The sequence below is a fragment of the Micromonospora sp. NPDC000668 genome (assembly GCF_042897975.1).
Lineage (GTDB): Bacteria > Actinomycetota > Actinomycetes > Mycobacteriales > Micromonosporaceae > Micromonospora.
In genome coordinates this window covers 1,746,414-1,759,671 of sequence record NZ_JBIAYP010000001.1, presented here as the reverse complement: position 1 = coordinate 1,759,671, position 13,258 = coordinate 1,746,414, and the positions used below count along the sequence as shown (strand labels likewise).

The following is a 13,258-nucleotide window of genomic DNA, read 5'->3' as shown; positions in this document are numbered from 1 at the left end:
GAGTCGGGTCAGGGGAGGCGCTGGGCCAGCCAGGGAAGCAGGGCGTCGGCCTGGGCCTGCTGGAACGCGCGGACGGTTGGGATGCCGAGCGGCGGTGGACGCCGGGCGCCGTCGGCGAAGAAGCCGGCCAACCCGGCGTAGAACCCGGTGATCGTGGCCGGGTCGACACCGGCGGTCAGCGGCAACCGGCGCAGCAGCGCCTCGGTGTCGTGCCCGCCGTGCAGCCGGACGTTGACCAGCAGCAACGCGGTGTCCAGCCAGGCCGGCCCCCGGCAGGCCCACGGCCAGTCGACCACGGTGACCGTGCCGGCAGCGTCGACCAGCAGGTTGTCGGCCCGTACGTCCACGTGACAGAGCGTGTCGCCGGTCAGCGCGGCGATCCCCTGGTCGGCGGCGGCGCGAAGTTGGTCCAGGTGCGCCCGAACCCACGGGTCCAGCCGATCCGGCGGCTCGGCGGCGATCCGGTGCCAGCCGGCGAAGTCCCAGGCCAGCCGCTCGGCTGCGGTCGGAACGTCCGCCACCGGGCTCGGAGTGAGTGCGACGGCCATCGCCTCCAGGGCCCTCAGCACGCGGGACAGCTCGTCGTTACGCCACGGCGTGGTCGGGTGCCGACCGTCCACATCGGAGAAGACCAGCGCCACCCACTCGCCGTCGTCGTGGCAGCCGAGCAGGCGGGGCGTCGGCGCCGAGACCGGCAGCGCTGCGGCGGTCCGGGCCTCCGCGCGGTGCATGACCGGGCTGTCCGGGTTCTGCGCCGGGCTGATCGCCTTGACGAACGCCCGCCGCCCGGTCGCGGTACGGACCCGATCGGCGGTGCCAGGCGAGTACCCGCCCGGCTGGGATACCGCCTCGACCACCCGATCACCGATGATCTCCTCCACCGTGGCCCGGACCCGCTCGGGCAGGTCCGTCCAACCGATCCGCGCAGTGATCCGCTCCGTCATCCCCCCACGGTGGGTCCCGCCCACCCCACCAGACAACCCATTTCCTGCCCCACCCCACCCACCCCCGCCCCGGTGATCATGGGGTTGGCGTGCCTCGCCGAGATCGAATCGCCCGTCAACCTCATGATCACGGAGGGGTGGGATCGGCCGGGGGTATGGGGGAAGGGGAGGGGGGAGGAGGAGGGCGGGTGAGGTGGACGGCGGTCAGGGCGATCAGGAGCAGGGTCAGGGCGAAGAGCAGGGCGTTGAGGACGACCGTGGGGTAGCCGAGTCGGGGCACGTCGAGGAACGGGTAGAGGTAGCGGTCCTCGTCCCCGCCGAGGGCGCCACGGACCAGGATCACCGTCAGCCACACCAACGGATAGCCGAGCAGGCTGACCGCGTACACCGGGCGCAGGGCCGCTCGGGGACGGCGGGCGAGCCACTCCGCGGCGGCCAGCGGCGGCGCCACCGCGTGCAGCAGCAGATTGCCCGCGTCCGAGACCGGCCCCCGGGCTTCGGTGGTCGCCACCATGGCGTAGCCGCTCCACGGGTTGGCCAGCACCAGCACGAAGACCAGCGCGGTGCCGACCAGGTAGACGGTGAGTGCGGTACGCAGCCGGTCGCCGCCGGCCAGCAGCGCCACCAGGTAGGCCAGGTTGACCTGCACGGTGAAGTAGAACAGCAGCTCGACGGGCTCGTCGCGCGCGGCGATCACGGAGAGCACCAGCCCGAGGGCGACCACGACGGCGGCGCTCACCCGCAGGACCCGGCCGGACACGCGGCGGACGCTACCATCGCCGCATCGACGGACGCCACGACGAACAACTGCACCGGGTGCGGGCGATCCTGGCCGCCGACACCGACCGGGAGCCGGACTCGGCGCTCGCACTGCTTGGCGACAAGCGATTCCACTTCTCGCCGTCCGGGGCCAGCTTCCTCATGTACGGGGTGTGCGGCCGCTCGTGGATCGCGTTCGGCCCACCGGTCGGGCCGACCGCCGAGCGGTACGAACTGCTGGCCGACTTCTTCGTTACGGCCCGAAGGGCGGGCCGGCGCCCGGCGGTGTACCACGTCGGCGACCCGCTCTTGCCCGAGCTGCACCGGCTGGGTCTCGCCGTGCACCCGGTGGGGGAGTCGGCGAGCGTGCCGCTGGCCGACTTCGCCCTGACCGGTCCGGCGCGTGGGGCGCTGCGCCGCAACTGGCGTCGGCTGGCCCGCCGCGACGACCTGTCGTTCGCCGTGCTGCCCGGCGCCGGCCTGCTCGACGAACTGCGCCCGGTCTCCGATGCCTGGCTGGCCGGGCGGCCGGACATGTCGTTCTCACTCGGCGGGTTCGTCCCCGACTACCTGGCCGAACTACCGGTCGCGGTGCTGCGGCAGCGGGCGCGGGTGGTGGCCTTCGCCGCGCTGTTGCCGACGCCGCACAGGTGGGGCGTGGACCTGCTGCGGTACCACCCGGACGCGCCACCCACGGCGATGGACCACCTCCTCGTCGAGGTCCTGCACGCGGCCCGGGACCGGGGCCTGGCGAGTGTCGAGCTGGGGTTGGCCCCGCTGTCCGGGCTGACCGGCGCGGACCCGCTGTGCCGGCTGGGCCGGGCGGTGTACGCGTACGGCGAGCGCTGGTACCGCTTTCGCGGGCTGCGCCGGTTCAAGGCGAAGTTCGGGCCGGTCTGGTCCCCGCGTCACCTCGCCGCGCCTCGGGGATGGCAGCTCCCGCTGGTGCTGGCCCAGGTGGGTCGGTTGTCGTCGCGTCCGCTGAGGTGACGGGCGGCAGCGTCGCGTACAACGCGGTCAGCTCGGCCAGGTAGCGCGGCCCGGACCAGGCCGCCACCGCAGCCAGGCCGTCCCGCACCACCGCCGCCCGCAGCTCCCGCTCGGTCAGCAGCCGGGTCAGCAATGCCCCGAACGCCGCCGCGGTGGGCTCGGCGACCGGCCGCGTGGTGCCGGTACCGGGCCGCTCGGCCAGCGCGGTGTCCACCATGGCCACCGGCAGTCCGTACGCCTCGGCCTCGCTGAGCACCAGGCCCTGGGTGTCGGTGCGGGAGGGGAACGCGAGCACGTCCGCCGCCCGGTAGTGCGCGCCGACCCGGTCGCGCGGCACCGGGCGCAGCAGGTGCAGGGCGTCGGCCACGTTGAGCCGGCGGGCCGCCCGACGGACCGCGAGCCGGTGCCGCCGTGCCCCGAGCAGCACCAGCCGTGCCGCAGGGAGCTCGCGGCGGACCCGGGCGAACGCGGCCAGCAGCAGTTCCGGGTCCTTCTCCGGGGTGGCACGGCCCACCGCGAGCAGCACCGGCGCGTCCGCCGCGATGCCCAGCCGGGCCCGCAGCCGCCGCCGGTCGTCGGCGTCGGCGCCCGGCGCGGCGACCGGGGTCGGCAGCACCACGATCGGGGTACGCCCGGCCATCGGGGCCATCAGCGCCGCGGTCTTCGCCGACGGGGCGATCAGCACGCTGGTGTGCGCCAGCAGGCACCGCCCGAGCGCGGCCAGCCGAGCCTGTCGGGCCGGCCCGGGGCGGGCCAGCGCCCACAGGTCCCGAGCCCGCCAGCGCAGGCCCAGCCGCAGGCCGGCGTACGCGGCGCCGATCGGCACCTCGGGATAGTGCGCCGCGTACGCCACCAGATCGGTGTGCCAGGTGAGCACGGCGGGTACGCCCCGCCCGGCGGCCCAGCGCAGCCCGGCGATGCCGAGCGGGCCGGTGGTGTGCACGTGCACCACGTCGACCGGCACGTCCGGTGGCCTGGGCGGCGCCAGTCGGTACGGCCGGGTCGGCACCGGCAGCGACGGCACCTCACCCGGCCGGCGCCGCCGCCGGGACAGCGGGCCGGGGCAGTGCAGGACGACCTGGTGGCCGGCGGCGCGCAGCAGCGCCACGGTCGTGCCGACCGAGGTGGCCACACCCTCCGGGTTGGCGAGATGGCTGTCGCTGACGTGGGCGATCCGCACCCCGCCATCATCGCCGGGTCGTGCTCGCCGGGCCGTCCCGTCGGGCCTGGATCCAGAACATCGAGGTGGATCCGGCACACCGGGGACGCAGGCATGCACGGCGGATGATTCAGCTCACCGAGGTGGAACTGTCCCGGTTCGGGGTCCGCGAGCCGCGCACCGGCCGGGAGGGTCTCCCCGGCAGGACTGTTCACCTACCCAGCGGGAACCCGGCCCGGACCGCACCTGGGGAGGAGCGACGGATGACGCACGGCGCCGGACTGACCATCGGTGTGCTCGGCTCGTACGGTGGCCGAAACCTCGGCGACGAGGCGATCCTCACCGGCCTGCTCGCCGATCTGCGCGAGCAGGAGCCGAATGCCCGGATCATCGTCTTCTCCCGCCACCCGGAGCACACCCGGGCCGCCCACCCCGACGTGGAGGCGGTGCCGTGGGAGGGCGTCAGCCGCACCGACTCCGCCCTGGTCCTGGCCCAGCTCGACCTGCTCATCCTGGGCGGTGGCGGAATCCTCTACGACCGGGAGGCCCGCCGCTACCTTCGGGTGGTCCGGGTCGCCCAGGAACGCGGCCTGCCCCTGATCACGTACGCGGTGGGGGTCGGGCCGCTCAGCGACGGGGTGGACACCGGCATGGTCCGTGAAACGCTCTCCAGCGCGGTGCAGTTGACCGTTCGCGACCAGGAGTCCCGGATGGTGCTGGAGGAGGCCGGGCTGCTCAACCCGATCACGGTCACCGCCGACCCGGCGTTCCTGTTGCAGCCGGAGGACTTTCCGCCCCACCTGCTGGCCGAGGAGGGGGTGCCGGCCGGTAAGCGGCTGGTCGGGATCAGCGTGCGGGAGCCGGGACGGGCCGCCGAACGCCTCGACGTGGACGGCTACCACCGGCTGCTGGCCCAGATCGGTGACTTCCTGGTGCACCGGATCGACGCGTACGTGCTGTTCGTGCCGATGGAACGCGACGACATCCGGCACGCCCACGGAGTGCTGTCGCACATGGTCGCCGCCGACCGGGGACGGATCCTGCACGGCACCTACTCACCCGAGCAGGTGCTCGGGTTGATGCGCCACTTCGACCTGGCCGTCGGCATGCGCCTGCACTTCCTGATCTTCGCGGCGATGGTCGGCACACCGTTCCTGCCGCTGCCGTACGCCGGCAAGGTGTTCGACCTGGCCCAGCGGCTCGGTGTGCCGGCGCTGCGCGGCGTGGAGCGGGAGGTCGAGGGGCCGCTACTGGCTGAGGTCGACCAGCTCTGGGACGAACGGGAGGAGCGCGCCGAGGCCACCGCCCGACGGGTGGCCGAGGTCTGTGAGCTGGCCCGGGGCACCTCCGAGGTCACCCGCGGTGTGCTGGACAGCCTGCGCAGCCACACCCTCACCCGGGCCTGAGCCGGCGGTCACACCGCCGGGCCGGTCCACCGGTAGCGCCACTCGCGGTCGTCCTCGCGGGCGGACTCCAACTCGTAGATCTGCGCCTCGGCCAGCCCACCGGACCCGAGGTGATGGTGGGTCAGTGGTGGACGGCCGTTGCTGTCCAACTCGACGGTGACGCTCTGCCCGTCCGCCGTGCCGCCGACGAGGAGGATCTGCACGGATGAAGCCATGCGCCCATCCTGCCCGTCGCGCGGCCACCTCGCAGCGGATAGCGGGGCAGCGGGACGGCAGGCGCGTGGCTAGGGTCGGCGAATGGCGGAGCCTTCCATCGATCCGACGCTCGGCCCGGTGCTCGCCCGCACCGGCGACGAGCGTGCCGTACTGGAATCGTTCCTCGACTTCCACCGTGGCGTGGTGCTGCGCAAGCTGCGCGGCCTGTCCGACGCCGAGGCCGCCCGCCGGATGGTGCCCTCGGTGACCACGGTCGCCGGGCTGGTCAAGCACCTGGCGTTGGTCGAGCGCAACTGGTTCCCGGCGCTGCTGGCTCCCGAGCCCGGCGACGTCTACCTGACCTCGGAGCAGGACGCGGTGCTGAGCTTCACGCTCGACGAGCAGGACACCGTCGACGGGCTCGCCGAGGCGTACGAGCGGGCCTGTGCCCGGTCCCGGGCGGTCGCCGCGCGGTTCGACCTCGATCACGTGGTGCCGCACCCGCAGCTCGGTGAGGTGTCGCTGCGCTGGATCCTGGTCCACCTCATCGAGGAGACCGCCCGGCACGCCGGGCACGCCGATATCCTGCGGGAGTTGACCGACGGCGAGACCGGCGCGTTCTGAGCTCACGCGGGCGGTACGCGTCGGCCGGTGGGTGCGGTCGTTGGCCCATCGGGGCCGCCTATCCTGGGCACGGGCGGCGACGAGGGGGAGCACGTGCTGGTCATCCACGGGCTGTGGTTGCCCGGTGACGGCTCGACCGCCGGCCTCGCTGTCTGGGCCGAGGACAGCGCCGCCCCGGCTGCCCCGCCGCGTCGCCCCGGCCGGGCGCCCCGGGAGCGCCCGCACCCCTTCGCCGCCGGGCACGCCGCGTTGGCCACCGCCCTCGCTGACGCCGCCGAGCCGGCCCGCCCGGACACCGCGTTGCTCACCCTGCCCACCAGGGCCGGCGCGCCGACCGACTCACCCGAGCTGATCCGGACCGCCGTCGCGCCGCCGGCCCGTGGCCGGCTCACCCTGGCCGGGTGGCGGGTCCCCGTGCTGGTGTACGCCCCGGACGACGCGCTGCCGCTGCTGCGTGCCCTGGACGACCTCCCGGCGGTGCCCGGGGCCACCCTGCGCCACCTCGCCGAGCTGGCCGACTTCGCCGCCGACCTGGTGGCCCGGGGCCGTGTCCTACCCGGTGTCAGCACGACGGTGGGCACCGCGATGTCGGGTGCTGGCGTGGCCGAGCCGCCGCGCCCACCGGCCATTGGACGCGGAGCGCCGTCGGCGGACACGGGCGCGCAGGTGACGGCGCTCGCCGTCTGGCGACCGCTGCTGACCGGCACCGACGCCGGCTGGGCGCGGTCGCTGGCGCTGGCCCTGCCGCCCGCCGCCCGAGCTGCTGTAACTGCGCCGGCCGCCACTGCGCCCGCCACTGCTGCCGTTGCCGCTGAGCCGGCCGCTGCTGCCGCGCCGGACGGGATCGCTTCCACCGCGCCGCGGTCCGACGGCACCGAGCTGACGGCCGGTGTGCTGGTCGCGGACGCGCTCGACGCGCTGACCGACGCCGCCGCCCGGGCCGCGCTCGCGACCACCACGCTGGCCCGAGGGCTGCGGCCGGGCGGCCCGGCGCCGGCCTGGCTGGCCGCGCTCGCCGGCCCTCGCCGTGACTTCACCGTCGACGCGGCGGCGCTGGCCACCCTCCGCAGCGAGCTGGACGCTTGGCAGCGCGACGCCGCCGGCGGCCCGGTCCGGGCCAGCTTCCGCCTGGTGGAACCGGCCCCCGACGAGGTCACCGAACCGATCCTGGCCACCCGACCGCCGACGATCGGCCCCGCCGACTCGGCGAGCACCGAGGCCGAGCAGGTCGCAACCGGCCCGGCCGACAGCGCCCTCTCCGACGGCGGCCCGGTCGTCGGCGAGCTGGCCGGCGGTGGGCGGTGGCGGCTGGAGTTCGGGTTGCAGGCGGCCGACGAGCCCAGCCTGCACGTCGACGCGGGGCAGGTCTGGCGAGCGCCGCAGACGCTCGGTGGCCTGGGCGGTCGTGCGGCCAGCCCGCAGGAGACCCTGCTCGCCGAGCTGGGCCGAGCCAGCCGGCTCTGGCCGGACCTGGACGCCGCGCTGCGGACCGCCGCGCCCGAGGCGATGGAGCTGGACGTCGAGGGAGCACACCGGTTCCTCAGCGAAGGCGCCCCGGTGCTGCACGCGGCCGGCTTCGGGGTGCTGCTGCCGTCCTGGTGGCAGCGCCGGTCGGCGCGGCTCGGCGCCCGGCTGCGCGCCCGCAGCCGGACCGCGCCCGGCACGGTGGCCGGCGCCGACGCTGGAGTCGGGCTGGACGCCCTGGTCGACTACCGCTGGGAGGTGGCACTCGGCGACCAGCCGCTGTCGGCCGAGGAGTTGGCCGCGCTGGCCGAGATGAAGACCCCGCTGGTGCGGCTGCGCGGCCGGTGGGTGGAGCTGGACCCGGGGCGGCTCGCAGCCGGGCTGCGCCTGCTCAAGTCAGCCGGCGAGCTGACCGTCGCCGACCTGCTCCGCCTCGGGCTGGCCGACGGCGCGGACACCGGTTCGCTGCCGGTGCTGGAGGTGACCGCCGACGGGGCGCTGGGCGACCTGCTCGCCGGTGCGGTCGAGCGTCGACTCACCCCGATGGACCCGCCGCCGGGCTTCCAGGGGACGCTGCGGCCGTACCAGCGACGGGGGTTGGCCTGGCTGGCCTTCCTGCGGTCACTCGGCCTGGGCGGCGTACTCGCCGACGACATGGGGCTGGGCAAGACCGTGCAGCTGCTCGCGCTGCTCGCCGGGGACCCGCCGGACGCCGGGCCCACCCTGCTGGTCTGTCCTATGTCGCTGGTCGGCAACTGGCAGCGGGAGGCGGCGCGGTTCACCCCGGGGTTGCGCGTGCACGTCCACCATGGGGCGGAGCGGGCCCGGGGGGCGGAGTTCACGGCGGCCGCGCACGGCGCGGACCTGGTCCTCACCACCTACTCGGTGGCCGCCCGCGACGCCGTCGACCTGGCCGGCATCGACTGGCACCGGGTGGTGGTGGACGAGGCGCAGGCGATCAAGAACGCGTCGACCCGGCAGGCCGAGGCGGTCCGCGCGCTGCCCGCCCGGCAGCGGGTGGCGGTCACCGGCACGCCGGTGGAGAACCGGCTCGCCGACCTCTGGTCGATCATGCAGTTCGCCAACCCCGGCCTGCTCGGCCCGGCCGCGACGTTCCGCAAGCGATTCGCCGAGCCGATCGAGCGCAACGGCGACGCCGAGGCCGCCGAGCGGCTGCGCCGGATCACCGGTCCGTTCGTGCTGCGCCGGCTCAAGACCGACTCCTCGATCATCTCCGACCTGCCGGAGAAGCTGGAGATGGAGGTGCTCTGCAACCTCACCGCCGAGCAGGCCGCCCTGTACCGGGTGGTGGTCGACGACATGCTCGCCAAGATCGAGTCCAGCGACGGCATCGAACGCCGAGGGCTGGTGCTGGCCACCATGACCCGGCTCAAGCAGGTCTGCAACCACCCGGCCCAACTGCTGCGTGACGGCTCGCCGCTGGACGGCCGCTCCGGCAAGTTGGCCCGGCTGACCGAGATCGTGGAGGAGGTGCTGGCGGCGGGGGAGCGAGCGCTGCTGTTCACGCAGTACGCCGAGTTCGGCGCCATGCTGCGCGGTCACCTGTCCGCACGGTTCGGCCGGGAGGTGCTGTTCCTGCACGGCGGGCTCGGCAAGGCCGAGCGGGACGCCATGGTGCAGCGGTTCCAGTCGGCGGACGGGCCACCGCTGTTCGTGCTCTCCCTCAAGGCCGGCGGCACCGGTCTCACCCTGACCGCCGCCAACCACGTGGTGCACGTGGACCGGTGGTGGAACCCGGCGGTGGAGGACCAGGCCACCGACCGGGCGTTCCGGATCGGGCAGCACCGGCGGGTGCAGGTACGCAAGTTCGTCTGCGCCGGCACCGTGGAGGAGAAGGTGGCCGCACTGATCGCCGACAAGCGCAGCCTCGCCGAGCGGGTGGTCGGCACCGGCGAGCAGTGGATCACCGAGCTGTCCACCGGGCAACTGCGTGAGTTGTTCACCCTGGAGGCCGGGGCGGTGGTGGAGTGAGTCAGCCGTCCAGTGACCGGTTCGCCGACTACGGCCGCCCCCGGCGGGTCGACGGCGGCCTGCGGGCGCGCAGCGCCCGGGGCGCGATCGGCCAGTCCTGGTGGTCCCGGCGCTTCCTGGAGGTGCTGGAGTCGTTCGCGCTCGGCACCCGGCTGACCCGTGGCCGGTCGTACGCGCGGGCCGGGCAGGTGCTCAAGCTCGACATCGCACCCGGGCTGGTCAGCGCCGTGGTCCAGGGCTCCCGGCCGCAGCCGTACCAGGTCTCCATCGCGCTGGCGCCGTTCCCGGCCGGGCTCTGGTCCCGGATCGAGGAGGAGCTGGCCGGGCAGGCGTTCTTCAGCGCCCGACTACTCGCCGGGGACCTCCCCGACGAGTTGGAGGAACTGTTCGTCGCCGCCGGTGCGCCGCTCTTCCCCACCGGAGTGGACGAGCTGACCCAGCGGTGCAGCTGCCCCGACTTCGCGGTGCCGTGCAAGCACCTCGCGGCCACCTTCTACCTGCTGGCCGAGGCGTTCGACGCCGACCCGTTCGAGCTGCTGCACTGGCGCGGCCGGGCTCGCGCGGAGCTGCTCGACCAGCTCCGGACCCGGCGTGCCGAGGCCACCGGCGCACCGGTGTCGCCCGGACCGGTCACCGCGTCGCCCGACCCGGACACGCAGTCCATTCCGGACGGAGGCGGGTCCGCGGTGGGCGTCGCCGCACCGCCGGCCGGCGCGGCCCGGGCGCTCGCCGGGCTGTCGGCCACCTCCCTGGCGGAGGCGGTGGACCGGTTCTGGCTGCCGCCGGTGCCGCTGCCCGATCGGCCACCCCGGCTGGCGACCGGGCCGGATCTGCTGCTGCGCCAGCTCGGCCCGCCGGCGCCGGCAATCGGCGGGCCGGGACTGCTCGAACGGCTGCGCCGGGCGTACCGGGCGCTCGGCCCGACCGACCGGTGAGCCGTCACGTCCAGCGGCGGCGGAACCGCCACATGATCGCGGCGTTGGCCACCAGTACCACCGCGCAGATCGCACCGGCCAGCCGGCCGGCGAACACGGTCATCGCCGGTAGCGACGCCCACAGCACGATGGTCAACAACATCAGGTAACGGCCCCTGCGGGCTCGGACCCGATGGTCCAGCCGGTTGAAGAAAGCCGGGTCACTCTCGCGGAGCTGACGGGTGATCTGGTCGAACCTGCGCTGATCCTCTTTGCTGAGCATGGCGCTGCCTTCCCCTCACGCGTTCAGCGGTTCGGCGGCATACCCGCTGTTGCGGCGGCTCACGCTCACCCGTTGCTGCTACTTTCGTCGGTCCCGAGGCAACCTCACGTACGGCTTATCCGGACCTTAAATTTCCCTGTGGTGGACAACGACGCTGAATGTGTCAAACACGGCGACGCGGTCCGATCCGTACCCGGCTGCCGTACGTCCGCCCTGCTGGGAAGGTCCGGGTTCGGCGCCGGTACGCGGCCCGCCGCCAACCCGGCGCTGAGCGGTGTCTTAAGTGCCCTCACGGGGGTCTTCCGCCCACCTTGAAGGCACCTGAGGCCTTGGTTACTTTGCCGTAGCAACCCCCTCAGGCAACAGTCGCCGCACCTGCCGCACCTGCTCGGTCGCAGCTTTCGGCGCTCATCAGAAATCGGGATTGGTACATGGCCGACCAGAATGTGCCACCACGTCGACCGCGGGACGACCGCGGCTGGGACGGACGCCAGCACCACACCTCGGACGGGTACGGCGACCACAACCCGTCCGCGTCGTACGGGCACGACTCGCCCCACACCTACCAGGGCGGCTACCCGCAGGCCGACCCGCGCGAGCAGTACGCCGACGGGTACGCGCATGCCGGACACCCTGCTCCCGCCCCGCGTGGACCGCAGTGGGTCGGCCCGGAGGGTCTTGGCCGCCCGGCCCCGGCCCGGCCGGCCGGCACCGGACTGCCCACCTTGGACGATGACGACGAGCCCGGCCGCAAGGTCGGCCGGCGCAAGGCAATCGTGGCGCTCGGCGGCACCGCCGCCGTCGTCGCCGGTGGCGCGGCACTCGCCATGACCCCGCAGTTCCGCAGCCTGTTCGGTGACGAGGCGGCGGCCGACGCGACCGGCAGCACCGTCACCGACGGCACCGCGGCTCGGCCCAGCGGCCAGCAGCCCAGCACGGTGCGCACCTACACCGAGCAGAACGAGAGCTACATGGGCTCCCGCGCCGGCGAGGCGCTGAAGAAGAACTCGCCCACCGGTGGGCGCACCTTCTCCGGCCCGGCCGCAGCCGCGGCGGAGACCAAGGTGACCGTCAAGACGGTGCTGGCCAAGGACCCGATCCTGCACCTGGCCCGGCGGGCCACCTTCGGGGCGACGCCCGCGGTGGTCGCCGACATCAAGAAGCTGGGCATCGACGGCTGGATCCGCGCGCAACTGGACCCGGACAAGCTCGAACCGAGCAAGGCCGAGCTGAAGCTCGCCGAGCTGCCCACCCAGAAGCTCAGCGTGCAGCAGCTGCGCGACCAGCGCGACACGCTCAACGACCAGGGCGCCCAGCCGGAGCGGGAGATGGTCGACTCCACCATCGCGCGGCAGATCTGGTCCAAGCGCCAGCTGTTCGAGGTGATGGTCGACTTCTGGAACGACTTCCTGCACGTCGCCGCCGACTTCGACGGCGGCGAGGTGTACCGCAACTCGTTCGACAAGGACGTCGTGCGGGCGCACGCGCTGGGCAGCTACCCGGAGATGCTGGTCGCCGCGAACAAGCACCCCGCGCTGCTGATCTACCTGAACCAGAAGGACTCCCGCAAGGACGCGATCAACGAGAACCTCGCCCGGGAGAACCTGGAGCTCTACTCGGTCGGCGTGGACGGCGGCTACAAGGAGCCGGACGTGCGCCAGGCGGCCCTGCTCCAGACCGGCCGCGGCGTCCAGGACGGCAAGTACGTCTTCAGGCCCGAGCAGCACTACGTCGGCAAGGTGAAGATCCTCACCTTCACGCACGCGAACAACTCGTCGGACCCGAAGAAGGCCGAAGCCGCGATCGACGCGTACATCACCTACATCGCGCTGCACCCGTCGACCGCGAAGTACGTGGCGCAGAGCCTGGCGACCCGGTTCGTCTCGGACACCCCGCCGAAGTCCCTGGTGGACCGGCTGGCCAAGACGTACTCCACCAACAACGGCATGATCAAGCCGGTGTTGATGACGCTGTTCAGCTCCTCGGAGTTCTGGGCCGCGGTGGGGCAGAAGGTGCGCCGGCCGATGGAGTACCTGGCCGCCACGTACCGCACCCTGGGCGTCTCGCCGGACGCGTCGCCGAAGCACAACAACGGTGACAGCAAGCGCACCCCGTACGCCCGCGGCCTGCGGCAGATCCACGACAAGCTGCGCGAGTTGGGCCAGTACCCGATGGGCCAGCCCACCCCGGACGGCTACCCGGACGTCTACGTCGCCTGGACCTCGGCCGGCACCATGGTCAACGGCTGGAACGAGGCCGGTGAACTCCTCGCCGGCTACCGCACCGTCTTCACGTACACCGCGCCGGAGAAGCTGGTCGCCAAGCCACCGGCCACCGCCGGGGCGTACGTGGACGCGCTCGCCCAGCGGCTGGTGAACCAGAAGTTGACCGCCCGCGAGAAGAACCTGGTCCTCGGTGTGGCCGGCGTGCCGGCGAGCGCCAAGGTCGACGCCACGTTCAACGGGGCCATCACCGCCGTCGCGCGGGCGATCCTCGCTTCCCCCCAGCACCACCTCCGGTGAGGCACC

General features: G+C 73.7%; 11 protein-coding genes. 6 read left to right on the top strand and 5 right to left on the bottom strand.

Translation table 11 applies throughout. The features are described 5' to 3' along the window. Positions 1-8: 8 nt before the first annotated feature. Both ACFY29_RS08120 and ACFY29_RS08115 read right to left on the bottom strand, forming a co-directional pair. Positions 9-944: a phosphotransferase family protein gene (locus ACFY29_RS08120; RefSeq protein WP_386984248.1), complete on the bottom strand. Its 936-nt coding sequence runs from the start codon at positions 942-944 to the stop codon at positions 9-11. Positions 945-1,071: 127 nt separating this feature from the next. Next, entirely contained in the window at positions 1,072-1,704 is a 633-nt protein-coding gene (locus ACFY29_RS08115) for a Pr6Pr family membrane protein (protein ID WP_386984246.1), read from the bottom strand. A gap of 56 nt (positions 1,705-1,760) precedes the next feature. On the opposite strand from ACFY29_RS08115, the gene ACFY29_RS08110 reads away from it, so the two are divergent. Further along, on the top strand, positions 1,761-2,693 hold the full coding sequence (locus ACFY29_RS08110; protein ID WP_386984244.1) for a GNAT family N-acetyltransferase: 933 nt from the start codon (positions 1,761-1,763) through the stop codon (positions 2,691-2,693). Here ACFY29_RS08110 and ACFY29_RS08105 read toward each other — a convergent pair. Then, positions 2,578-3,873 carry a glycosyltransferase gene (locus tag ACFY29_RS08105; protein WP_386984242.1) on the bottom strand — a complete coding sequence of 432 codons (1,296 nt, stop codon included), beginning with the start codon at positions 3,871-3,873 and terminating at the stop codon, positions 2,578-2,580. The genes ACFY29_RS08110 and ACFY29_RS08105 overlap by 116 nt on opposite strands. A gap of 242 nt (positions 3,874-4,115) precedes the next feature. On the opposite strand from ACFY29_RS08105, the gene ACFY29_RS08100 reads away from it, so the two are divergent. After that, positions 4,116-5,258 (top strand): polysaccharide pyruvyl transferase family protein, encoded by a 1,143-nt coding sequence (locus ACFY29_RS08100; RefSeq protein WP_386984240.1) that lies wholly within the window; start codon positions 4,116-4,118, stop codon positions 5,256-5,258. A gap of 8 nt (positions 5,259-5,266) precedes the next feature. Here ACFY29_RS08100 and ACFY29_RS08095 read toward each other — a convergent pair whose 3' ends face one another. After that, entirely contained in the window at positions 5,267-5,473 is a 207-nt protein-coding gene (locus tag ACFY29_RS08095; RefSeq protein WP_328419047.1) for a hypothetical protein, read from the bottom strand. A gap of 82 nt (positions 5,474-5,555) precedes the next feature. On the opposite strand from ACFY29_RS08095, the gene ACFY29_RS08090 reads away from it, so the two are divergent. The 3 genes from ACFY29_RS08090 to ACFY29_RS08080 all read left to right on the top strand — a co-directional run bounded on the left by ACFY29_RS08090 (position 5,556) and on the right by ACFY29_RS08080 (position 10,468). Further along, entirely contained in the window at positions 5,556-6,077 is a 522-nt protein-coding gene (locus ACFY29_RS08090; protein ID WP_328419046.1) for a DinB family protein, read from the top strand. A 93-nt stretch (positions 6,078-6,170) separates the two neighbouring features. Next, the gene (locus ACFY29_RS08085) at positions 6,171-9,533 is read left to right on the top strand and encodes an SNF2-related protein (protein ID WP_386984237.1); all 3,363 of its coding nucleotides are present in this window, start codon (positions 6,171-6,173) and stop codon (positions 9,531-9,533) included. Next, a complete protein-coding gene (locus tag ACFY29_RS08080; RefSeq protein WP_386984235.1) occupies positions 9,530-10,468 on the top strand; it encodes an SWIM zinc finger family protein in 939 nt (312 codons plus the stop codon). Before ACFY29_RS08085 ends, ACFY29_RS08080 begins: the two co-directional genes overlap by 4 nt. A 4-nt stretch (positions 10,469-10,472) precedes the next feature. On the opposite strand, the gene ACFY29_RS08075 is transcribed toward ACFY29_RS08080, so the two are convergent. Beyond that, a complete protein-coding gene (locus tag ACFY29_RS08075) occupies positions 10,473-10,730 on the bottom strand; it encodes a DUF3040 domain-containing protein (RefSeq protein WP_074313327.1) in 258 nt (85 codons plus the stop codon). A gap of 431 nt (positions 10,731-11,161) precedes the next feature. Here ACFY29_RS08075 and ACFY29_RS08070 point away from each other — a divergent pair, with 431 nt between their 5' ends. Continuing rightward, positions 11,162-13,252 carry a DUF1800 family protein gene (locus ACFY29_RS08070; RefSeq protein WP_386984234.1) on the top strand — a complete coding sequence of 697 codons (2,091 nt, stop codon included), beginning with the start codon at positions 11,162-11,164 and terminating at the stop codon, positions 13,250-13,252. The last annotated feature ends 6 nt before the right edge of the window (positions 13,253-13,258 follow it).